General features: G+C 65.7%; 23 protein-coding genes, 1 tRNA gene and 1 pseudogene. 15 read left to right on the top strand and 10 right to left on the bottom strand.

Annotated features, from left to right (window positions below; translation table 11 throughout):
- Positions 1-58 precede the first annotated feature (58 nt).
- The 4 genes from QOJ24_RS27610 (at position 59) to QOJ24_RS27595 (ending at position 3239) form a co-directional block, all read left to right on the top strand.
- Positions 59-144, top strand: a tRNA-Ser gene (locus QOJ24_RS27610).
- A gap of 74 nt (positions 145-218) precedes the next feature.
- Positions 219-1013 carry a lipid uptake coordinator LucA gene (lucA, locus tag QOJ24_RS27605; RefSeq protein WP_526266863.1) on the top strand — a complete coding sequence of 265 codons (795 nt, stop codon included), beginning with the start codon at positions 219-221 and terminating at the stop codon, positions 1011-1013.
- A 71-nt stretch (positions 1014-1084) separates the two neighbouring features.
- Complete coding sequence (locus tag QOJ24_RS27600; RefSeq protein ID WP_526266862.1) at positions 1085-2098, top strand: S1C family serine protease; 1014 nt, start codon at positions 1085-1087, stop codon at positions 2096-2098.
- Positions 2099-2165: 67 nt separating this feature from the next.
- Positions 2166-3239 carry an NAD(P)H-dependent amine dehydrogenase family protein gene (locus QOJ24_RS27595; protein ID WP_526266861.1) on the top strand — a complete coding sequence of 358 codons (1074 nt, stop codon included), beginning with the start codon at positions 2166-2168 and terminating at the stop codon, positions 3237-3239.
- 7 nt (positions 3240-3246) lie between these two features.
- Here QOJ24_RS27595 and QOJ24_RS27590 read toward each other — a convergent pair whose 3' ends face one another.
- The 3 genes from QOJ24_RS27590 to QOJ24_RS27580 form a co-directional block, all read right to left on the bottom strand.
- Entirely contained in the window at positions 3247-3492 is a 246-nt protein-coding gene (locus tag QOJ24_RS27590; protein WP_526266859.1) for a hypothetical protein, read from the bottom strand.
- A 138-nt stretch (positions 3493-3630) separates the two neighbouring features.
- Positions 3631-4995: an esterase/beta-lactamase LipL gene (gene lipL / locus QOJ24_RS27585; protein WP_526266858.1), complete on the bottom strand. Its 1365-nt coding sequence runs from the start codon at positions 4993-4995 to the stop codon at positions 3631-3633.
- 132 nt (positions 4996-5127) lie between these two features.
- Positions 5128-5571, bottom strand: a complete 444-nt coding sequence (locus tag QOJ24_RS27580) for a hypothetical protein (protein ID WP_526266857.1) — start codon at positions 5569-5571, stop codon at positions 5128-5130.
- A gap of 109 nt (positions 5572-5680) precedes the next feature.
- Between QOJ24_RS27580 and QOJ24_RS27575 the strand changes: the two genes are divergently transcribed.
- Complete coding sequence (locus tag QOJ24_RS27575; protein WP_526266855.1) at positions 5681-6682, top strand: SMP-30/gluconolactonase/LRE family protein; 1002 nt, start codon at positions 5681-5683, stop codon at positions 6680-6682.
- An 87-nt stretch (positions 6683-6769) separates the two neighbouring features.
- Entirely contained in the window at positions 6770-6928 is a 159-nt protein-coding gene (locus QOJ24_RS27570; RefSeq protein WP_234835069.1) for a DUF6131 family protein, read from the top strand.
- Between the two features lie 54 nt (positions 6929-6982).
- Here the strand turns inward: QOJ24_RS27570 and ligD are convergent, their stop codons facing one another.
- Together ligD and QOJ24_RS27560 are read right to left on the bottom strand one after the other, a co-directional pair.
- Positions 6983-8035 carry a non-homologous end-joining DNA ligase gene (gene ligD, locus QOJ24_RS27565; protein ID WP_526266853.1) on the bottom strand — a complete coding sequence of 351 codons (1053 nt, stop codon included), beginning with the start codon at positions 8033-8035 and terminating at the stop codon, positions 6983-6985.
- A gap of 1 nt (position 8036) precedes the next feature.
- On the bottom strand, positions 8037-9089 hold the full coding sequence (locus QOJ24_RS27560; RefSeq protein WP_526266949.1) for an ATP-dependent DNA ligase: 1053 nt from the start codon (positions 9087-9089) through the stop codon (positions 8037-8039).
- Positions 9090-9145: 56 nt separating this feature from the next.
- On the opposite strand from QOJ24_RS27560, the gene QOJ24_RS27555 reads away from it, so the two are divergent.
- Both QOJ24_RS27555 and QOJ24_RS27550 read left to right on the top strand, forming a co-directional pair.
- The gene (locus QOJ24_RS27555) at positions 9146-10207 is read left to right on the top strand and encodes an ATP-dependent DNA ligase (RefSeq protein ID WP_526266852.1); all 1062 of its coding nucleotides are present in this window, start codon (positions 9146-9148) and stop codon (positions 10205-10207) included.
- 40 nt (positions 10208-10247) lie between these two features.
- Complete coding sequence (locus QOJ24_RS27550) at positions 10248-10904, top strand: MBL fold metallo-hydrolase (protein ID WP_526266850.1); 657 nt, start codon at positions 10248-10250, stop codon at positions 10902-10904.
- On the opposite strand, the gene QOJ24_RS27545 is transcribed toward QOJ24_RS27550, so the two are convergent.
- On the bottom strand, positions 10895-11899 hold the full coding sequence (locus tag QOJ24_RS27545; RefSeq protein WP_526266848.1) for a phosphotransferase enzyme family protein: 1005 nt from the start codon (positions 11897-11899) through the stop codon (positions 10895-10897). The genes QOJ24_RS27550 and QOJ24_RS27545 overlap by 10 nt on opposite strands.
- A gap of 73 nt (positions 11900-11972) precedes the next feature.
- Here QOJ24_RS27545 and QOJ24_RS27540 point away from each other — a divergent pair, with 73 nt between their 5' ends.
- From QOJ24_RS27540 to gluQRS, 3 genes are read left to right on the top strand one after another with little or no spacing between them, the layout of a single operon-like run.
- Positions 11973-13274: a class-III pyridoxal-phosphate-dependent aminotransferase gene (locus QOJ24_RS27540; RefSeq protein WP_526266846.1), complete on the top strand. Its 1302-nt coding sequence runs from the start codon at positions 11973-11975 to the stop codon at positions 13272-13274.
- A 29-nt stretch (positions 13275-13303) separates the two neighbouring features.
- Positions 13304-13672, top strand: coding sequence for a hypothetical protein (locus QOJ24_RS27535; protein ID WP_526266845.1), 369 nt, complete (start codon positions 13304-13306; stop codon positions 13670-13672).
- A gap of 19 nt (positions 13673-13691) precedes the next feature.
- On the top strand, positions 13692-14576 hold the full coding sequence (gluQRS, locus tag QOJ24_RS27530) for a tRNA glutamyl-Q(34) synthetase GluQRS (RefSeq protein ID WP_526266843.1): 885 nt from the start codon (positions 13692-13694) through the stop codon (positions 14574-14576).
- On the opposite strand, the gene QOJ24_RS27525 is transcribed toward gluQRS, so the two are convergent.
- Positions 14562-15863 carry an acetyl-CoA hydrolase/transferase family protein gene (locus tag QOJ24_RS27525; RefSeq protein WP_526266842.1) on the bottom strand — a complete coding sequence of 434 codons (1302 nt, stop codon included), beginning with the start codon at positions 15861-15863 and terminating at the stop codon, positions 14562-14564. The two genes, gluQRS and QOJ24_RS27525, sit on opposite strands and share 15 nt — an antisense overlap.
- A gap of 126 nt (positions 15864-15989) precedes the next feature.
- Between QOJ24_RS27525 and QOJ24_RS27520 the strand changes: the two genes are divergently transcribed.
- Both QOJ24_RS27520 and QOJ24_RS27515 read left to right on the top strand, forming a co-directional pair.
- Positions 15990-17429, top strand: coding sequence for an ABC transporter permease subunit (locus QOJ24_RS27520; protein WP_526266947.1), 1440 nt, complete (start codon positions 15990-15992; stop codon positions 17427-17429).
- On the top strand, positions 17426-18199 hold the full coding sequence (locus QOJ24_RS27515; protein ID WP_526266841.1) for an amino acid ABC transporter ATP-binding protein: 774 nt from the start codon (positions 17426-17428) through the stop codon (positions 18197-18199). Before QOJ24_RS27520 ends, QOJ24_RS27515 begins: the two co-directional genes overlap by 4 nt.
- 39 nt (positions 18200-18238) lie before the next feature.
- On the opposite strand, the gene QOJ24_RS27510 is transcribed toward QOJ24_RS27515, so the two are convergent.
- Positions 18239-18898: an O-methyltransferase gene (locus QOJ24_RS27510; protein WP_526266840.1), complete on the bottom strand. Its 660-nt coding sequence runs from the start codon at positions 18896-18898 to the stop codon at positions 18239-18241.
- Between the two features lie 28 nt (positions 18899-18926).
- On the opposite strand from QOJ24_RS27510, the gene QOJ24_RS27505 reads away from it, so the two are divergent.
- Positions 18927-19211, top strand: a complete 285-nt coding sequence (locus tag QOJ24_RS27505; RefSeq protein WP_526266838.1) for a hypothetical protein — start codon at positions 18927-18929, stop codon at positions 19209-19211.
- 3 nt (positions 19212-19214) lie between these two features.
- Here QOJ24_RS27505 and tgt read toward each other — a convergent pair whose 3' ends face one another.
- Entirely contained in the window at positions 19215-20417 is a 1203-nt protein-coding gene (gene tgt / locus QOJ24_RS27500; RefSeq protein ID WP_526266945.1) for a tRNA guanosine(34) transglycosylase Tgt, read from the bottom strand.
- Positions 20418-20571: 154 nt separating this feature from the next.
- On the opposite strand from tgt, the gene QOJ24_RS27495 reads away from it, so the two are divergent.
- The gene (locus tag QOJ24_RS27495; RefSeq protein ID WP_526266836.1) at positions 20572-21033 is read left to right on the top strand and encodes a lipoprotein LpqH; all 462 of its coding nucleotides are present in this window, start codon (positions 20572-20574) and stop codon (positions 21031-21033) included.
- Positions 21034-21087: 54 nt separating this feature from the next.
- On the opposite strand, the pseudogene QOJ24_RS27490 reads toward QOJ24_RS27495, so the two are convergent.
- Positions 21088-21258 (bottom strand): annotated as a pseudogene (locus QOJ24_RS27490) (DUF732 domain-containing protein); the annotation flags it as partial.
- Positions 21259-21377: the final 119 nt, after the last annotated feature.

The following is a 21377-nucleotide window of genomic DNA, read 5'->3' as shown; positions in this document are numbered from 1 at the left end:
TACGTGGTAGCCCCCAGCCTGGACGGCCCTGTTAGGCAGGTCGGTTACCATGGCCCGCGGAGGATTCGCCTAGTGGCCTATGGCGCTCGCCTGGAACGCGGGTTGGGTTAATAGCCCTCAGGGGTTCAAATCCCCTATCCTCCGCACTTGGTCCGAGGGGCGACCAGTTGGGCAGTGAGAGCTGGTCGCTCCCCGGTCCAGAAATCGACAGGAGGAGTATGGGCCGCAAAGTTGCGGTGGCTTGGCACGCGTCGTTCTCGATCGCGGCCGGCGTCTTGTACTTCTTCTTCGTACTTCCGCGGTGGCCGGAGCTGATGGGCACGACCAGCCACACGCTGGGCACCGGGCTGCGCATCGTCACGGGTGCGGTTATCGGCCTTGCGGCGCTGCCGGTGGTGTTCACACTTCTTCGCACCCGCAAGCCCGAGTTGGGCACCCCTGCGCTGGCGCTGAGCCTGCGAACCTCGTCGATCGGGCTGCACGTGCTGGCCGGTGTGCTGATCATCGGCACCGCGATCAGCGAGATCTGGTTGAACGTGGACACCGCGGGTCGCTGGCTTTTCGGCATCTACGGCGCCGCGGCCGCGATCGCGCTGCTCGGCATCTTCGCGTTCTACCTCGCGTTCGTGGCCGAGCTTCCGCCGCCGCCGCCCAAACCGCTCAAGCCGAAGGCCGCGAAGAAAGGCCGGCGCGGGCGCCGCAAAGCCGCAGAGGATGCGGACGCCGTCAGCGCGGAAGCCGCGGCTCCCACCGGCGACGACGAAACGTCCGAAACCGAGGCACCGGCCGAGGTCGAGGAACAGCAATCCGACGAGCCGGCCGAGGTGACCGCGGAAAACGCCGGGAACGACGTGACTGCAGCCGAAACTGAGACCGACACCGAAACCGATGACACCGGCGCCGCCAACGGCTCGGAGTCCGCGAGCGGAGGTCTGCGCAACCGGCGAGCAGGGGGCAAGATCGGCCTGCGTAAGCGCAGGCGGTCGCGCGGCGGCGTCGCCGTCGACGATTAGCCCCGCGTCGACAGGGGAACCAGTCATTGCCACGATGTAATGAGAAACCGTCCCCAGCCGAAAGTGTCCATATGCCCCGCTTACACCTGTATCGCCTGCTGATCGCGCTGGCCGCCGTGATGACACTGGTGGCGCCGATCCGCCCGGCGATCGCTTCTGCGGCGCCTTTGGACACTGCGATCGCGTCCGTGGAACCCGCCGTGGTGCAGATCGACACCACGATCGACTACCAGCACGCCATCGGTGCGGGCACCGGTTTCCTGCTGAACCCCGACGGCGAGGTGCTGACGAACTTCCACGTGGTGCAGGGTGCCGACACCGTCACCGCCCACAACGTCGGCACCGGCCAGTCGTTCGGCGCGGATCTCATCGGCTACGACCGCACACACGACATCGCACTTCTGCAGCTGCGCGGAGCCTCCGGCCTGCCTGTCGCACCGCTGGGCAACTCCGCCGCCGTCACCATCGGGGAGCCCGCGGTGGCCATCGGCAACGCCAATCCGGGCGGCCCGCCGACCCGCGAAGCGGGCACCATCACGCAGCTGGGCCGGACCATCGAGGCCAAGGACGCGCTGACCGGCAGCTCCGACGAGCTGACCGGTTTGATCGAGGTCGCGGCCGGCGTCCGCGCGGGCGATTCCGGTGGCCCGTTGGTGAACGGTGCGGGCCAGGTGGTCGGCGTGACCACGGCAGCCACCGTGAACTACCGGTTCGCGCCGGGCGGTAAGGGCTTCGCGATTCCCATCAACCAGGCGCTGGGTATCGCCGACCAGATCCGTTCGCGGGCGCCGTCGGACACCGTGCACATCGGACCGCCCACGCTGCTGGGTGTCGGTGTCGCCGCGGGGGATCAGGCCGCACAGGTGCCCGGCGTCGTCATCCGTGAGGCGTTGCGCGGCGGTCCAGCTCAGGCGGCCGGTCTCGTTGACGGCGACGTGCTCACCACAATCGACGGTGCACCGCTGGATTCGGCGACCGCGCTGACTCAGATTCTCGATCGGCACTACCCCGGCGATGTCATCGACCTGACCTGGGTCGACCGCAGCGGTCAGCAGCGCACCGGCAAGGCGACGCTGGGGTCCTGACCGCAACCGTCAATTTTGTGGCCGAAAGCCACCGCTGGAACCGCACCGCCTTCCCTATGCTGAGCGAGTGCCAAACACCACCCCTTACCGCGTCGTCCAGTGGACGACGGGCAACGTCGGAAAGAGCTCGGTAGAAGCGATCACGAAGAATCCGACCTACGAGCTGGTCGGCTGCTACGCCTGGTCGAAGGACAAGGCCGGGGTCGACGTCGGCGAGTTGGTCGGCATCGAACCACTCGGCGTCAAGGCCACCAACGACGTCGATGCGCTGCTGGCGCTCAAGCCCGACTGCGTCATCTACAACCCGATGTGGATCAATGTCGACGAGCTCGTGAAAATCCTGTCGGCGGGAGTGAACGTGGTGACCTCCGCGTCGTTCATCACCGGCGGCAACCTCGGTGACGGCCGCGACCGGATCGAGGAAGCCTGCAGGCAGGGCGGGGCGACGATGTTCGGCTCGGGGGTCAGCCCCGGGTTCGCCGACCTGCTGGCGATCGTCGCGGCGACAGCCTGCGACCGCGTGGACAAGGTCATCATCGCCGAAACCGCCGACACCACCCTCTACGACTCACCCGATACCGAGCGGCCCGCGGGTTTCGGCGCCGCGATCGACGACCCCGATCTGGGTCCGATGGCCGCCAACGGCACGGCGGTTTTCGAGGAAGCGGTGCGACTGGTCGCCGACTCACTCGGCGTCGAGCTCGACGAAGTGGTGTGTGAAACCGAGTACGCCCAGACCACCGAGGACCTGGAAATGGCGTCGTGGACCATCAAGGCCGGCCACGTTGCAGGCGTCTTCGCCAGCTGGCAGGGCCGGGTCGGCGGCAGGACCGTCGTCGACCTCAACGTGCGGTGGCGCAAGGGCCAGACGCTGGAGCCGGACTGGAAACTCGATGCCGACGGCTGGAAGATCACCATCGAGGGCCGACCGACGGTCAACATGACGGTCGGCTTCCTGCCGCCGCAGGACATGATCGAGAACGCCAAGACGCTCGAAGACTTCTTCGTCCTTGGCCACATCATGACGGCGATGCCGCCGATCCATTCGATCCCGGCCGTGGTCGCCGCGGCACCAGGCATCGCGACATACAACGATCTGCCGCTACCTCAGGCCCGCGGCGTCGTCCCGACCAACGGCTGAGCCGACGCTAGATGCAGGCGCTGCCCTGCACGTAGCCGAACGGGCCCTGGACACCGACACAGGCGTCGATCGGGTCCCAGTGCGTGGGTCCGTTGTCCCGCCACCACCAGTCGTCGTCATGGCCGTGCCCGTGTCCACGTCCGTCTCCGTGGCCGGGTCCGTTCTCCGAGATGTACTGTGGCCCCGCGATGGTAGGCACGGCATTCGCCACACCCGCGCCGATGCCGACCGCGGCAAGAGTCGAGACGAACATTGCAGCTGCTACGTATTTCAGATTGATCACGCTTAATCCCCTCGGCAACTTGTCCTGCGGTGCACGGCGCCGAACCGCTTGGTGCGCCCCGTCGGCCAAAGAGGTTGGTATTGCACATCTTCCGGCGTCCGCGGACCACTATAACGCCCGACGCAAACGACCGCCTGCCCGGCCCTTATGCCCATCCGCGGCCGAGTTTGCTGCTGCCTGGCGTCTACCTGCTACCCGCTTCTTCGATGCGTCGCTATGCTCATCGGCCCTGCGGAACGTCGCACCGTAGCGGGGCACCGCCATGGCGCCTGCGCTGCGGGCGGCGACGATGGCACTGCGCATCGGACGCGCGATCCCCGCGAACGAGCCCATGTCGAACACCATGGCCGTCAGCAACCTGTTGTGCACGAATGCGAATGCGCTGCCGGTCGCCGGGTCGGCCCAGCCGATGGTGCCGCCGAGGCCGATATGGCCGAATCCTTTCAGCAGCCCGGGAATAGGCGACTCGTGGTAGCCGAGGTGAAACGGCATCGGCACCACCATGTTCAGGTCGGGCCGCACTTTCGGCTTGCCGATCAGCCCGTCTGTCATCTCGGGTGAAAGGAACTGTTGGCCGTCGATCACTCCGCCGTTGGCGATCGCCGCGTACATCTTGGCGAGGCCGCGGCCGGTGACGACACCGTTGGCTGCCGGCACCTCCCCGTCGAGGAACGGAATGTCGCCCTGGACAAGAGATCTGATGCCGGGGAAATACATCGCGCCGAGCGCACCCGAGAACGGTAGACCTGCCACCCGCGGTGCGACGAAGTCGAACACCGGATTGGGGCGCGCGTTCTGAGGTATCAGGATTTGTGCCACCTTCGTCGGCGATCCGGCGGGCGGGCGGCCCAGGTGCAGCCCGTCGGTGTTGATCGGACGCGCCACCTCGTCGCGGATGAGGTCGCGCATGCCCATCCCCGTGACGGCTCGGCACATACCCGATATCAGCCATCCGAACGTCAGCGCGTGGTATGCGGGCCATCCCCGCAGGTGATCGGCGGACGCTTCGGCCAACCGCTGCTCCATCAGGTGGTGGTCGAGCAGGTCCTGCCTGGTCACCCCTTTCAGGTGCGAGAGGCCGGCCCGGTGTCGCAGCACGTCGCGCACGGTGATGTCGGACTTGCCGTTGGTGCCGAACTCGGCCCAGTACTCGGCGACCGGGGTGTCGTAGTCCAGCAGGCCGCGGTCGACGAGCCGGTGGACCACGGTAGCGGCCACACCCTTTGTCGCCGAGAACACCATCGCACCGGTGTTGGCGGTCCACGGCGACGTTCCGTCCCGATCGGAGAAGCCCGTCCAGACGTCGACGACGGGCTTGCCGTCGATGTACACGACCAGGGCCCCGCCGCCGAACCGGCGGCCGGGGAACAGCCCGTCGAAGATCCGGATGACGTTGGCGAAGCGCGGGTCGGCCGCACCCTGGACGCTGCGTGGCAGCCCCTCTCCAGCGCGAAGGAGCGACAACGACGTCATAGCGCTAACAATGCGTCGCGGCACCGGGATGCTCGACGCGATTCGCGGTTTTGGTCACTTCCCCGAGTCGACGGCATCGGGCCCTGCACCGCGGTTGTGTAGCGATGACGAGAACGAAGAGGAGCCAGGCGTTCACGGCGCCGATCCGACGATTTTAGTGACTGTCGCCTGCAGGCGCGCGCCTGGCGGACCCTCGAGCGGCACGTCCTGCAGTACCCGCGCCTGGTCGCCCTGGACGGTGAAGTCGCCGGTCTGCGGTTGATGCCCTCCGGTCACCTGGTAGATGACCTTGATCTCGTTGTTCGGCAACGGGTGTAGTCCAATGTATTTCGGCTCGATGCGGTATTTGTACAGGCATTCTGCGGGCACCGCGCAGTTCTGCTCCGTCACCACCACGTTGAGCTGAAACTCGACAGGCGTCGGCACCTGCGGAGTCCGCGGTGGCGGAGGTACCAACGAGGTCCTCGGCGCAGCGGGAGGCTGGTCCTTGCTGCTCGAGGTGAGCACCGCGATGGTGATCCCGAGCCCTGCGACGACGACCGCGAAAACGGCCAGCGCTGCGATAAGGCGACTCACGACCCAACGATGACCCAGCGCCGCCCAGCCCACTCCGGTTTTGATGCTTATTCACTGAAGTAGTCCAATACTTAAGCAAACATCACTAATTGCGGTAATTCTTGTCTGCATGCACGATCAGCTGGCCGGCTACATCTCCGGGCCGGTGAATGCTGAGGATCTCGCCGTGGCCCCCGGCGGCGAATGGGTGTTGACGTCGGGAATGACCGGCCCGACCGCGCCGCTCGGACGGCTCTATGCGGTGAGCGTGGCGGACGGCGCCTGCAACGAGATCTTCCCGTACCGCGGAACTTCTGCCCTCGACCCCCGGAGGTTCGTTGAGCAGCCCGATCTCAATCCGTTGAAGTTCAGACCGCACGGCATCGACGTCAAGCTGCGGCCCGACGGCCGCACCGAGTTGTACGTCGTGAACCACGGCGGCAACGAGTCGATTGAGGTATTCGACGTCGACCTCGACGCACCTCGCCCATCCCTGAAATGGATTGGCGGGGTGCGACTTCCGGGCAGCACCGTCGGCAATGACGTCGCCGCCGTCGACGACGGGTTCGTAGTCAGCACCACTGGAGACCCAGAAGGCAGCAGCGGGGTGAGTGTCGAGCAGGCGATTGCAGGTGCCGACACGGGTGGTGTGCTGGAATGGTCGCCGGACCGCGGCTGGGCGGCGTTGCCCGGCACGCAGATCAACACGGCAAACGGCGTGGCAGTTTCACCCGACGGGCAGTGGCTCTACATCGGCGGGTGGAATTCGCGCTGCCTCAGGAAGGTTCGCCGGGGCGCCGCTGACCCAGACCCCGCGACGGTGAATGTCAGCATCATGGTGGACAACCTCACCTGGACGGCCTCCGGCAGGCTTCTGGCCGCGGGCACCTACGGCGCGAGCATGCGGGAATTCCTCGACGGCCACTTCAGCAGGAATCCGCGACTCGGTATCCCCTCGAGGATCATCTCCGTTGACCCCGAGACGCTGGCAACCGAACAGCTCATCGAGTACGGACCCGACACGTTCGGCGCGGCAACGGCCGCCCTACAGGTCGGCCGCGAGATCTGGGTGGGCACGGCCCGCGATCAGGGACTGGCCCGGTTTCGGTTTCCCTCGCACTCGATGAACTGACACGAATTCGACTCCGTCGGTTTGAACTGCGGGTCAATGAGGTACTCCAGAGTCGAATATTGACGCGACGGAAGGAACTAACTAACCGTGATCGTTCTCGGTGTGATCCTCATTCTTGTGGGTTATCTGCTGCCCGTACCCGCCATCATCGCGACGATCGGGTGGATCTTGCTCGTCATTGGCGTTGTGCTGTTGATCCTCGGACAGGTCGGGCGCCCTGTCGGCGGCCGAAAAGTCTGGTTCTAACGCGCGATTACTCGTGAAACCGGCCGCGGCGAGGCACCAATCGCCGCGGCCCTTTCATGCGTCCTTGACCGCATTTCCGTCGTCATCCCAATTGGCGGCAACCTTCTTACTGGGCTGTACGCGCGGCGGCTCGCCCGGCATCTTCGGGTAGCTCGGCGGATACGGCAGATCCGCGAGGCCCTTCTCCTCGTCGGCCTTGACCATCTCGAGCAGCGGTAGCAGCGACTGAGCGTTCGCGTCGATGTCGGCCCAAGGGTCGTCGCGGCCTGCCAGGAAGTCCGGCACGGTCTGGATGGTGAAGTCGTCGGGATCGGCGTCGGCCAGTTCGGCCCACGTCAAAGGCGTCGACACCGTCGCGATCGCCGTCTTGCGCGCCGAATACGCCGATGCGAAGGTGCGGTCGCGCGCGTTCTGGTTGTAGTCGACGAACACCCGCTGGCCACGCTCCTCTTTCCACCACGACGTGGTGACGGCGTCCGGCGCGCGCCGCTCGATCTCGCGGGCCAGCGCAATGCCTGCCCGGCGCACCTCGATGAAGTCCCATTGCGGGGTGACCCGCAGAAAGACGTGCACACCGCGGCCGCCGGACGTCTTCGGATAGCCGACCAAGCCGAGTTCGTCGAGCAACGGCTTGAGCACGTCGACGGCGACGGTCCGCGCCTCGGCGAACCCCGTGCCGGGCTGCGGGTCGAAATCGATGCGGAGCTCATCGGGGTGCTCGGTGTCCGGGCAGCGCACCTGCCAGGGATGCAGTGTGACGGTGCCCATCTGCGCCGCCCACGCTATCGCCGACGGATGCGTCACCTTGAGCGCGTCGGCCGTGCGGCCCGACGGAAAAGTGATCAGACACGTCTCGAGGTATTCGGGGTGTTTCTGCGGTACGCGCTTCTGGTAGATCTCCTCGCCTTCGATGCCGTCGGGGAACCGTTGCAGGTGAACGGGCCTGTCGCGCAGCAGGTTCACCATCCGGTCGGCAACCGACAGGTAATAGTCGAACAGGGCACCCTTGGTCCCCTTCGAGCCGAGCTTCGGAAAGTAGGGCTTGTCGCGGTTGGTGAGCCGGACGGCCACGCCGTCGACGTCGATCTCCTCTGCCTTGGTGGCCATTTCAGGACTCCAGTACGTCGTAGAGGTCGTAGTTGACCGGCACATCGAGCTGGTCGAAGGTGCAGCTCTGCGGCTCTCGGTCGGGGCGCCATCGACGGAATTTCACCGCGTGCCGGAATCGTCTGCCGTGCACCGAGTTTCCCTCCATCTGGTCATAGGCGACCTCGCACACCTTCTCCGGCCGCACCGGAATCCAGCGCTTGTCGGCAGCCGAGTTCCACCGGCTCGGTTCACCGTCGACAGGCTGGTCACCCTCGCGAAGCGGTTCGAGGTCAGCCAGTAGCTTCATCCGATCTTTCGCGGTGAATGATGCTGCGCCGCCGATCATCTGAAGTTCGCCGTCGTCGCGGTAGAGCCCCAGCAGAATCGAACCGATGCCTTCGCCGCTTTTGTGGATGCGGTAACCGATGGCCACGCAGTCGGCGTCGCGCGCGTGTTTCACCTTGACCATCTCGCGCTTGCCCGGCAGGTACGGCCCGTCGAGGCGCTTGGCGATCACGCCGTCGAGACCCGCGCCCTCGAAGGTGTTCAGCCACTGCGCCCCCAGCTCGGGATCCTCGGTGGTGCGGGTGACGTGACACCACTGCTTTTCGTGCACCGCCGCCGACAGTTCCTCACGACGGACCCGAAACGACTCCTTGAGCAGCGCTTTGTCACCGACCGCCAGCGCGTCGAATCCGATGAAGTGCGCAGGGGTCTCCTCGGAGAGCATCTTGATTCGGCTGGCGGCCGGATGGATGCGTTGGGAAAGCGATTCCCAGTCCAGCCGCATGCGGCCACCGATCTCGCGGGGGACGACGACTTCGCCGTCGAGCACGCAGCGCCCTGCCACCTCGCCACGTAGCGCCACCAGAAGCTCGGGGAAGTACCGGCCGAGGTCCTTGCCGTTGCGCGACTGTAGGACGACGTCGTCGCCGTCGCGGAACAGCAACGCCCGGAAGCCGTCCCACTTCGGCTCGTAGGACCACACCCCCGCCTCGTCGGGCACCTTGGTCTGTGCCTTGGCCAGCATCGGTTCGATCGGGGGCTGCACAGGAAGGTCCACGGTGTCCATACTCACGTAGACCCTCGGACCCGGGCAATGTCATCGGTCGAGGCGACAATGGACGAGTGCAGCTGCCCGTCATGCCGCCGGTCTCGCCGATGCTGTCGAAATCGGTGTCATCGATCCCGCCCGACGCCTCCTATGAGCCCAAATGGGACGGCTTCCGGTCGATCTGCTTCCGCGACGGCGACGAGGTCGAGCTGGGCAGCCGCAACGAGCGCCCGATGACCCGCTACTTCCCCGAACTCGTGGCCGCGGCCACCGCAGAACTACCTGACCGGTGCGTCGTCGACGGCGAGATCATCATCGCAGCCGACGGCGGGCTGGACTTCGAGGCGCTTCAGTTGCGGCTGCACCCCGCCGCGTCGCGGGTGCGGATGCTGGCCGAGCAGACCCCTGCCTCGTTCATCGCCTTCGACCTGCTTGCCCTCGGCGACGACGACTACACCCAGCGCCCGTTCAGCGAGCGGCGCGCCGCCCTGGTCGATGCCCTGGCAGGCGCAGGCCCGTCGTTTCACGTCACGCCTGCGACCACCGACGCTGCCCTCGCGCACCGCTGGTTCTCCGAGTTCGAGGGCGCCGGCCTCGACGGAGTCGTGGCCAAACCGCTGGCGATCCCCTACCTTCCGGACAAGCGAATCATGTTCAAGATCAAGCATCAGCGCACGGCGGACTGCGTCGTGGCCGGCTACCGCCTGCACAAGTCCGGTGCGGACGCGATCGGCTCGCTGATGCTCGGGCTCTACAAGGACGACGGCACACTTGCGTCGGTCGGCGTTATCGGCGCGTTTCCGATGGCCAGGCGGCGAGCGTTACTCATCGACCTGCAGCCGCTCGTCACCACCTTCGACGAACATCCGTGGAACTGGGCCGCGCACATGTCCGGCGACCGGACGCCGCGCAGGAACGAGGGCTCCCGCTGGAATGCGGGCAAGGACCTCTCATTCGTTCCGTTGCGGCCCGAACGGGTCGTCGAGGTCCGCTACGACCACATGGAAGGCGAACGGTTCCGCCACACAGCACAATTCAATCGCTGGCGGCCCGACCGCGATCCGCGCTCGTGCACGTACACGCAACTGGAGCAGCCGGTGACGTTCGCCCTCGGCGACATCGTCCCGGGCTTGTGACGCTTGACCTCAACTGATGTTGAGGTTGCAGGCTGGTCTGATGGAAAAAGTTCTCACTGACCTCTGGCAGACCCGCACCGACTCGCCGTTTCCCGGGCTGACCACCCACGCTTTCCTGTGGACCGGCCCCAACGCGCTGTTTTATTCCACCGCAACGGATGCCGACTTCGACGAACTCGACGAACTCGGCGGCATCTCCGACCAGTACCTGTCCCATCGCGACGAGGCAGGCCCGATACTTGCCAAGATCGCCGACCACTTCGACTCGTCATTGCACGCCCCTGCCGCCGAGCTGCTCGAGATCGGCCAGCACGCGCACGTCGACGTTCCGCTCGGCAGCCGTCACATCGACGGCGACGGAATCGAGGTCATCCCGACGCCCGGCCACTCACCCGGCAGCACCTGCTACGTGGCGGACGGTGCCGAGGGCAGCTATCTGTTCACCGGCGACACCCTTGTCCTCGGTGACTCAGGCGAGTGGTGGGCCGGCTACATCCCCGGCATCGGCGACGCCGACGCATTGGCCACCAGTCTTCGGCTGCTGCGCACGCTGTCACCCGATGTGGTGATTTCCAGTGCCTTTCAGGGTGACTCGGCCGTACATCGCATTCAGCCGGCACGCTGGACCGACCACGTCGACCAGGCGCTGGACGGGCTCTCGACAGCAACCGCCAAGGGGCAGACCCGCTACGTGTAGATGACGTCTTTCAGCCAGTCCGTGTCACCGAGGTAGCGCTGCGCCAAACGCGCCGTCCCTTCGGCAAAACCGTCGGCGAACGCGATGGCACTGTCGGCCTGCGCGTGCGATGCCACCCATGCCGTCAGCTGCAGCCGCCGCAGCATCACGAACGACGGGATCATGTCGAGGTGTTCGACGGGCAAATCCCGAGTTTCGCGGTATCCCGCCAGCCAGCCCGCGATCATCGCTTCGGCTTCCGGAGTATCTTCGATGAACGACACCACGGCGCCGAGATCGGCGAGGTGCCAAGACCATCCACAGTCGTCGAAGTCGATGACTGTGATCGCGCCGCCATCCACCTGCGGGTCGATCATCAGGTTGGCCATCCGCAGATCGGCGTGAATCAGACCGAAACGATCGGGGGTGCAACCGAACTCGGCCAGCTTGACCCCCAGTTCGGTCGCTGTGCGTTCGAGCACCGCGGCATCGGCGGTGGTGAGCCCCGGCGCGTGCCGCCAGTCACCCCATCGGCCGTCTGGCCCGATCATGGTGTCGGCGTCCCACGAGAACCGGGTGAAGTAGTCGGGCGCCTGCCACTGTGCGACGTGGTCGTGCATGGCTGCGGTGATCCGGCCGAGTTGGTCGAAGCCGACCGCCTCCGGCCGTTCCTCGGCGGTACATCCCGACACAAACGTCACCGCGTCGACGTTGAGCGGAAGGTCGTCGTGAACGGCCGTCACGACCTCGCTTCCGTCCCGTGCCGGGATCAGACGTGGCGTGACGACATCGGTCTGTTCGCGCAGCGCCGCCATCCAGGCGAGTTCCGACCGGATCGCTTCGCACGAGTGGTAGTCGGCGCGGTGTACCCGCAGCACGATCGGTTCGGCGCCGTCCACCAGGTAGGTGGCGTTCTCGGACAGGCTGAGCAGCCGCAGCGGCGCGTCGGGGTCTCGGCCGTACGCCGGCAAGGCGGCGCGCGCATACCTCTGGTGATCGGCAGGCAGTCCTGGCACTCCCATAGTGTGAGGCACGCCCTGTTATGCAGCAGACTGGCGTCATCAACCTGCGATGCCGGAGGCACTGGCCGTGAGCTTTTCCAACATCATGGACTCCAACAGCTACCGGGCGGAAGGCACGGCGGATCCGCTGATCGTCAGCCGCGAACGGGTGCTCGGCCCGGCGTACCGGTTGTTCTACGACCAGCCGGTGCACCTGGTGCGTGGGCAGGGCAGCCACCTGTTCGACGCCGACGGCGTCCGATATCTGGACGCCTACAACAACGTGGCGAGCGTCGGGCACTGTCACCCGCACGTCGTCGAGGCGGTCTCGCGGCAGATGGCGACGCTGAACACGCACACCCGCTACCTGCACCGCGGCATCGTCGAGTACTCCGAACGACTGCTGGCGTCCATGCCGGACGCCGTGAACCAGGTGATGTACGCGTGCACGGGCTCGGAAGCGAACGACCTAGCGCTTCGAGTCGCCGAAATGCGCACTGACGCAACGGGCGTCGTGATAACCCGCGACGCATACCACGGCAACACGGCGTCGACGACCGCGATCTCGCCGTCGCTGGGCGGCGCAACCATGGTCGGTCCCAACGTGCGCGTCGTCGACCCGCCCGACACCTACCGGGTGAACGCCGACGAGGTCGCGGCGCGCTTCACCGCCGACGTGGCGCGGGCCGCAGACGAACTGATCGCGGCGGGCTACGGCATGAGCAGCCTGATCGTAGACACGATCTTCTCGTCGGACGGTATCTATGCCGACACCGCGGTGCTCGGCCGCGCCGTCGACGAGGTGCGCGACCGCGGCGGGGTGTTCATCGCCGACGAGGTACAGCCCGGCTTCGCCCGCACCGGGGCGTCGATGTGGGGCTTCGACCGGCACGGCCTGGTCCCCGACATCGTGACAACGGGAAAGCCGATGGGGAACGGCATACCAATAGCGGCCATGGCGGCGCGGCCCGACGTGCTCGAACCGTTCGCGCGCGCAGTGCCCTATTTCAACACCTTTGGCGGCAACCCCGTGTCGATCGCCGCGGCGTCGGCGGTGCTCGATGTCATTGAGCGGGAGCACCTGATGGCCAACGCCGCGACGGTCGGTGACGCGTTGCGGGCCAAGCTCGCGAGCATCGACGATCACCGGCTGGGTGACGTCCGCGGGGCCGGACTCTACGTCGGCGTCGAGGTGGTCGCCGATCCGGAAAGCAGGGTCCCCGACCGCGCGGAAGCCCGTCGACTCGTCAACGCGCTTCGGGAAAGGCGGGTACTGATCTCGGTGTGCGGCCACGACGGCAACGTGCTGAAAATCCGACCGCCGCTGGTGTTCTCGTTGGCAGATGTCGACTGGTTTTACAGCGCCTTCACAGACGCGCTCGGCGTTTAGTCGCGCGCCCCTGCGGGCACGCACTTCCTATGTCCGTGTCAGCATTTCAGGATCTGCCGCTCGCCGATCGTGACCGCGAATGGGACGGCGACGCGGCGGAGAAACGAGTCCGCAAATGGGCGGACGCGCAAGACGAGCCGAACAAGAAATACCGCGACGCCCACCTCTGGTACGACGGCGACAAGAAGGACAACTTCACCGCGTACAAGTTGCTGATCGCCGATGTGGTCGACGGGAAACTGAAAGCGGTACCGCGCGCTGTGATGGCAGCAGGCGCCATCATGGACGGCGCCCGCGGCGGCATCAACATTGGTAGGGACGACGCCGAACGGGTGAAGAACCATCTGGCCAAGTACTACAAGAAGATGGGCGACACGGCGCCGTGGGAGCGTGACTGATATCCGCTAGATTGCGGGCGTGACCCCAACCGGCGCGGGCCGGTTCGCGCCCAGCCCGTCGGCCGACCTGCACATCGGCAACCTGCGAACGGCGGTGCTGGCATGGCTGTTCGCCCGCTCGACGAGCAGACGATTTTTGATGCGGGTCGACGACCTCGACGATCGCACGCAGACCGACATCGGTCTGCGTCAGCTCGACGACCTGGCGGCGATCGGGCTCACGTGGGACGAGCCCGCGCAGTGGCAGACGCACCATCCACAGCGCTACGACGACGCCGTCGCGGGGTTGGCCGAACGCGGACTGCTGTACGAATGCTATTGCAGCAGAAAGGATATCCAACAGGCGCCGCGTGCGCCGCACGCCCCGCTGGGAGCCTATCCTGGCACCTGCCGCGACCTGACCGACGCCGAGCGCCATACCCGTCGCGACGCCGCGGGCCGGCCGCCCGCGCTGCGGTTGCGCACTGACGTCACCACCCACACCGTTCGCGACCTGCTGCACGGTGAATACAGCGGCATCGTCGACGATTTCGTGGTCCGCAGGGGTGACGGGGTGACCGCATACAACCTCGCGGTCGTCATCGACGACGCGGCACAGGGCGTCGACCAGGTGGTACGCGGCGACGATCTGCTGGCATCGTCGCCTCGCCAGGCGTACCTCGCCACCCTGATGGGCTATCGCGAGCCGACGTACGCACACGTCGCCTTGGTCCTCAACGGCGACGGCGCGCGGTTGGCCAAGCGCGACGGTGCGGTCACACTGGCCCAGATCGGGATGCCGCGTGCGCTCGAGCAGATCGCCGGATCGCTAGGGTTCGGTGCAACCACACTGACCGGGATGCTCAACGAGTTCGACCCCGGCGCGCTGCCGCGCGAACCGTGGATCTACTCACCGGCTACGTGAGGCGGCGGCAAGCAGGCCATCCCGGAACTGCGGGTGCGCGATCGCCGCCAGCGCCTGGCCACGCTCGCGTACGGTTCGGCCCTCCAGTTCGGCAGCGCCGTATTCGGTGATGATCACGTCGACCTGATGCCGAGGCGTCGTGATCACCGCTCCGGGACCGAACCACGGCACGATTCTCGACTGCAGCACCCCGTCCTTCTCGAAAGTCGACGGCAGACAGATCAGCGACCGGTCCGACAGTTCGAGGCCGGCGCCCGCCACAAAGTCCTCGGCCCCGCCGATGCCACTGAACTGGCCGCCCGAGATCGTATCGGCGACGACCTGCCCGTGTATGTCGATGGCGAGCGCGCCGTTGATCGTGACCATCTCGTTGTTCGATGCGATCACGTCGGGTGCGTTGACGATCTCGACGGGCAAAAACACGACGTCGGAGTTGCCGTCCAACCACTCGTAGAGCTCCGGTGACCCGAACGCGAATGTCGTCACGCTGACACCGTCGTACTGGCTCTTGCCGGTGTTGGTGACCTTGCCCGCGCGATGCAGCTTCATGCAGCCGTCGGTGAACATCTCGCTGTGCAGCCCGTAGTCACCGCCGTCGCCTTCGGCCAGCACCGTCGCGATCTGGTTGGGGATCGAACCGATCCCGGTCTGCAGCGTCGTACCCGACGGGATGTAATCGACGGTGTGCCGGGCGATGGCCTTGTCGACGTCGCTCGGCGGCGCCTCGCCTCCCGGCAGGGCAAGGGGCGCGTCCGTCGAGCGCACCAGTACGTCGATCTCGTCGGTGTGCAGCGCATGTCGATGTTCTTCGCCAAACCCGAACGTCCGCGGGTAGGCGTCGGAGATTTCGACGACCAGCAGCCGGTTCGGGTCGGCGCCCGCACGGTGTAGTTCACCGATGGTGCCGCCAGCATGCAGCGACAGCGAGCACCAACCGTCTGCGTCGGGCGGCGTTGCGACCGTCGTCATCACCCGCGGGGACTGGGCCTGAAGCAAAGGACCGAAGCGGCGGAAATCCGCGGGGGTGAACTCGATGTCGGCGCCCGAATCCCGCAACGCCCTCTCGAGTGGACCGTAGAAACCGGAGAGGTAGTGCACGCCGGGACGCGAGAACAGTTCGGTACCGACCGCGAGCAGCGCGCCGTAGACGCGAAGATCCGTCCAGTCCTCGCGCTCGCCGAGCGCACGCAGGAACGCGGGCGGCTGACCGGGCCCCAGGGGCATTCCCAGAGTGTCTTCGGGGTCGAGCCGCGTGGCGGCCTGTTGGGCGGTCAGTTCCTGTGGCATTGCGCGGTGATCCTATATACCGAGTGACTTGAGATACCGAGTGACTTGAGCAGAACCCTTGGGCAATCCTCAGCGACTTGCTAGCGTCCGCCGGTGCGCTACGTCAGAAAACCCGTCCTGGCCCTGATGCTGCTCGCTGCGCTGCTGGCACTCGCGGCATGCGGTGGCTCTTCCGGCGAGAACCAGGTCAAGTCATCGGGTGTGCTTCGCGTCGGCACCGAGGGCGTCTACTCCCCGTTCAGCTACCACGACTCGTCCTCCGGCGACCTCGTCGGCTATGACATCGACGTCGCGAAGGCGGTCGGCGAAAAGCTCGGTGTCAGAGTCGAATTCGTCGAGACTCCGTGGGATGCGATGTTCGCGGCGCTGGAGGCGAACCGCTTCGACATCGTCGCCAACGAGGTGACGATCAACGACGAGCGCAAGGCCAAGTACGACCTGTCGGAGCCGTATTCGGTCGGCGAAGGCGTCATCGTCACCCGCGCCGACGACAACTCGATCAAGTCGCTCGCCGATCTGAAGGGCAAGGTCGCGGCCGAGAATGCGACGAGCAACTGGTCGGAGGTCGCCCGCAAGGCCGGTGCCCGGGTCGAGGCCGTCGAGGGCTTCACCCAGGCGATCACGTTGCTCAATCAGGGCCGGGTGGACGTCGTCGTCAACGACAGCATCGCGGTGTACGCCTACCTCGCCGAGACCGGCGACAAGACCGTCAAGATCGCTGGGAACGTCGGCGAGAAGAGCGAGCAGGGTTTCGCCGCGCGCAAGGACAGCGGTCTGTTGCCCGACCTGAACAAGGCGCTCGATGAGCTGCGATCCGACGGCACGCTGGCCGACATCTCGCAGAAATATCTGAAAGCGAATGCTTCTGGCGGCCCGGACACACCGCCGGCGCCCGATGCGAACCAATCGACGTGGCAGCTCGTCCTGCACAGCCTTGGTCCGCTGGCCAAGGCGACGATCACCAAGACAATTCCGCTGACGATCATCACGTTCGTGATCGGTATCGTGATCGCGTTGGCGGTTGCACTGGCCCGGCTGTCGACGAACCTGATTCTGACCAACATCGCCCGGTTCTACATTTCGGTCATCCGAGGCACCCCGCTGCTCGTGCAGTTGTTCATCGTGTTCTACGCGCTGCCTGAACTCGGCGTGAAGATCGATCCGTGGCCGGCCGCGATCATCGCCTTCTCGTTGAACGTCGGCGGTTACGCCGCGGAAGTCATACGGTCGTCGATTCAGAGCATCCCCAAGGGGCAATGGGAGGCGGCCGAGACTATCGGCCTGACCTATGTGGGGGCGTTGCGGCGGGTCATCCTGCCGCAGGCGGCGAGGGTCGCCGTGCCACCGTTGTCCAATACGTTGATCTCACTGCTGAAGGACACGTCGTTGGCGTCGACGATTCTGGTCACCGAACTCCTGCGACAGGCACAGATCATCGCCGCACCGAAATTCGAGTTCCTCGCTCTATATCTCACTGCCGCGGTTTACTACTGGGTCGTCTGCCTGGCGCTCTCGTTCGGTCAGAACCGCGTCGAACGCCGGCTGGAAAGGTACGTGGCACGATGACTGAGCCCCGTGAAGACAGGATCACCGCAGAAGGCGTGCACAAGGCCTTCGGCGACAATGAAGTGCTCAAGGGTGTGTCGTTCACCGTGCCGCGGGGGACGTCGACGGCCATCATCGGCCCGTCGGGCTCGGGCAAGACGACGCTGCTTCGGGCGCTGAACGCGCTCGACAAGCCCGACGCCGGGGTGATCCGGGTCGGCGGGGCGGATGGCGTCGAGGTCGACTTCTCCAAACCGGTGTCAAATGACCAGCTGCGCAAGTACCGCGCGCAGAGCGGCTTTGTCTTCCAGTCGCACAACCTTTTTCCGCATAAGACGGTCCTGCAGAACGTCACCGAGGGACCGGTGACTGTGCAGAAGCGGCCCAAGGAGGAGGCGGAAGCCGATGCAACCGAGCTACTGGAGCAGGTCGGCCTCGCCGAAAAGCGGGACCAGTATCCGTTCCAGCTGTCGGGCGGCCAGCAGCAGCGCGTCGGCATCGCCCGCGCACTGGCGCTCAAACCAAAAGTGGTGCTTTTCGACGAGCCGACGTCCGCGCTGGACCCCGAACTGGTCGGCGAAGTGCTCTCGGTGATCAAGGACCTGGCCATCGAGGGCTGGACGCTGGTCATCGTCACCCACGAGATCCAGTTCGCCAAGCAGGTTTCCGATCAGGTGCTGTTCACCGACCAGGGGGTGATCCTCGAGAAGGGCCCACCCGCCGAGGTGATCGGCGATCCGAAGGAAGAGCGGACGCGCCAGTTCCTCGACCGAATCCTCAACCCGCTGTAGGCGCTCCGTGGCCAGGTGTGCACCCTGGCAGACCCGTGATCACGTCCGACAGGAGATCTCCATGCTGTCGGAATCCCTGACCGGGAAGTGCACACTGACGTAGCCGTTGGCCGGGTCGCGCATGTAGTCGAGGTAGGGCGCAAGGCCCGCCATGCTGGTGTTGTCGGCGACGATGAGCGCTCCCGGCGCCAGTCGCGGCTCGAGCAACTGCAGCACCTGCAGGTAGAGGTCTTTCCATCCGTCGAGAAGCACGAACTGCACCGGCTCGTCGATCGACGCCAGGGTCTCCAGCGCGTCACCGTGCAGCACGGTGATCACGTCGTCGAGCCCGGCGTCGGCGAAGTTGGCTGAGGCGATGGCCACCTTGTTCTCGCTGAGCTCCGTAGTGACCACCCGGCCGGCCCCGTTGTCGCGCACCGCAGACGCCAGGTGGATCGCGGAGATGCCCAGCGACATGCCGAACTCGACCACGGTCGTCGGACGGGATGCCCGCACCAATGTGTAGAGCAGCCGGCCCGCTTCCGGAGTAACCGGGAGGTAGAACTCGCTCAACGCGTCGGCGCGGTCCTGCGCGCTGGACTCGCCGGGGACCGCGTCTCGGCGCATCATCTCGCCAAGCAGTGGCATCTGCGCATCGGCTTCGGCGAACATCCGGTGAAGGGCGGCCGCGACGCGCGCATCAAGCAAGGTGGAAGTCATACCCACGACGGTAGTCCACACTGTTCCCATGCCCGTCCTGCACATCGAGCACGAGATCAGCGAATTGTCGGTCTGGCTAGAGGCATTCAAGAAGTCGGCGCCCGCTCGTGAGGCGGCCGGCGTCATACGCACCGAGGCGTACCAGCTCGATGACGACCCGAACTACGTCGTGATCAACTTGAGCTTCGAGAACCTCGACGCAGCAAGTGATTTCCGCGAACTTCTGATCAACCAGATCTGGTCGTCGCCCGAGTCCGCGCCTGCTCTCGTCGGACCGCCGACCGCACGCGTGTTGACCGAAGTCGAACTCTAGCGGTCAGCTCCGGTAGTACCGGCCGAGGACATGGTCGCGCAGCTCGTCGAATTCCCCTGCTTTGATCGCCATCCGGATCTGGTCGACGAGCCTCACGATGAAACGCTCGTTGTGGATGGTGCACAGAGTGGCGGACAACATCTCTTTTGCCTTGAACAGGTGGTGAATGTAGGCGCGGGTGTAGTGCGCGCACGTGTAGCAGTCGCATTCGTCGTCGATCGGTGTGAAATCCCGGCGGTAACGAGCCCCGGTGATGTTGTACCGGCCGCTCGCCGAATAGACCGCCGCGTTGCGCGCCACGCGTGACGGCGATACGCAGTCGAATGTGTCGGCGCCCGCTGCGACGGCGTCGAAAAGGTCGTCGGGCTCGCTGATCCCCAACAGGTGCCTTGGTTTATCGGCGGGCAGCTCGCTGCTGACCCAGCCGACGATGGTGGCCAGATTCTGCTTCTCGAGCGCACCGCCGATGCCGTAGCCGTCGAACCCGCGGCCGTCGTCGTCGACCACCGACACCAGCCCGCGGGCGGCTTCCCGCCGAAGGTCCTCGTATTGCGCCCCCTGCACCACGCCGAACAGCGCCTGCGGGCTGCGGCCCGGTTCGGCCGCCGCCAGCCTGCGATGTTCAGAAAGGCACCGCACCGCCCATCGGTGCGTGCGCTGCACCGACTCCTCCTGATAGCCGCGGGTGTTCACCAGGGTCGTCAGTTCGTCGAACGCGAAGATGATGTCGGCGCCGATCTGGTGTTGGATCCCGATCGACACCTCGGGGGTGAACCGGTGTGTCGATCCGTCCAGGTGCGACGTGAAGGTGACGCCGTCATCGTCGACGCGGGCCAGCCGCTCCTTGCCCTCGGCGATGATGTCGTCAGCCGTGACCCGCTCGGTGTCCATCGCGAGCACCTTCCGAAAGCCTGCACCCAGCGACAGCACCTGGAAACCGCCGCTGTCGGTGAACGTCGGTCCCGGCCAGTTCATGAACGCACCGAGTCCGCCTGCCTCCTCGACGATGTCGGCGCCGGGTTGCAGATACAGATGGTAGGCATTCGCTAGAAGCGCCTGTGCCCCAAGGTATTTCATGGTTTCGGGTAGTACCGCCTTGACCGTGGCCTGAGTGCCGACGGCGATGAAGGCGGGAGTGTGGATGTCTCCGTGCGGTGTTCGGATGACACCGGCGCGGCCCAGCCGTCCGGGAAGCTCCGCTTCGATGCTGAAAGACGGCACTGACACGATGTGTATTCAATCAGCAGCAGGTGCACAGGCAAATTTCGAGCAATATCAAGACCGCGCGTAGGCAGCCCTCCATACTCTGTGGGACGGTCCGCCGATGTCGACGGTCCGCGATAACAAAAGGAGAACACTGGTGAAGCGTGGGTTCGTGGTCGCCATAGGCGGCGCGGCGATTGTGGTCGCCGGTCTGTCGGGCTGTTCGTCGGAGAAGAAGTCCGAGACCAGCGGGGATACGTCTTCGGCTGCCTCAGCGCAGGGCAAGAGCACTGTGACGATCGATGGCAAGGACCAGGCCGTGCAGGGCACTGTCGTCTGCAGCACGATGGGCGAGAACGTCAACATCGCAATCGGCGATGCCACCACTGGTATCGGGGCCGTTGTCAGCACAGGCGACAGCCCAACCGTTCATTCGGTCGGCCTCGGCAACGTCAACGGCGTCACGCTGGGATTCCAGGAGAACGCGGGCCAGGGTGAGGCCAAGGCCGAAAAGGACGGCAGCACCTACAAGATCTCCGGCACCGCGGTCGGCGTTGATATGGCCAACCCGATGCAGCCCGCCAACAAACCATTCGAAATCGAGGTCAGCTGCCCCTAATCGGCAGAGACTGCTTGAAACGGCGGCGTCCTTGGGGCGCCGCCGTTTTCGTGCTCAAGCGGGCACGGTGTAACTTGCCGCCGACTCCCGCAGCTGCCAGATCTGTGCGGGGCATAGTTCATTGACGGCCTGATTGATCAAATAAGCACCCTGGTAGTAGTCGACGGTGCCGTAGTCGCGTTTCACCTCATCGACGAGTTGCGCGTAACTCATCTTCGCGCCGACGGCGCACCTGTGAGCGCGGCGGCCGAGAGCGCTGCCGCGGTCAGAATTCGCTTCATCGCAGGTGAGCCTAGTTCTGCGGAGCGGGGCCTGCGACCTGTGTAAGAGTGGAAAGCGTGAGC

Origin of the sequence: Mycobacterium sp., from assembly GCF_032159775.1 — a bacterium.
Taxonomy (GTDB): domain Bacteria; phylum Actinomycetota; class Actinomycetes; order Mycobacteriales; family Mycobacteriaceae; genus Mycobacterium.
Note: the sequence above shows the minus strand (reverse complement) of the source record. Positions and strands in the feature narration are given on the sequence as shown.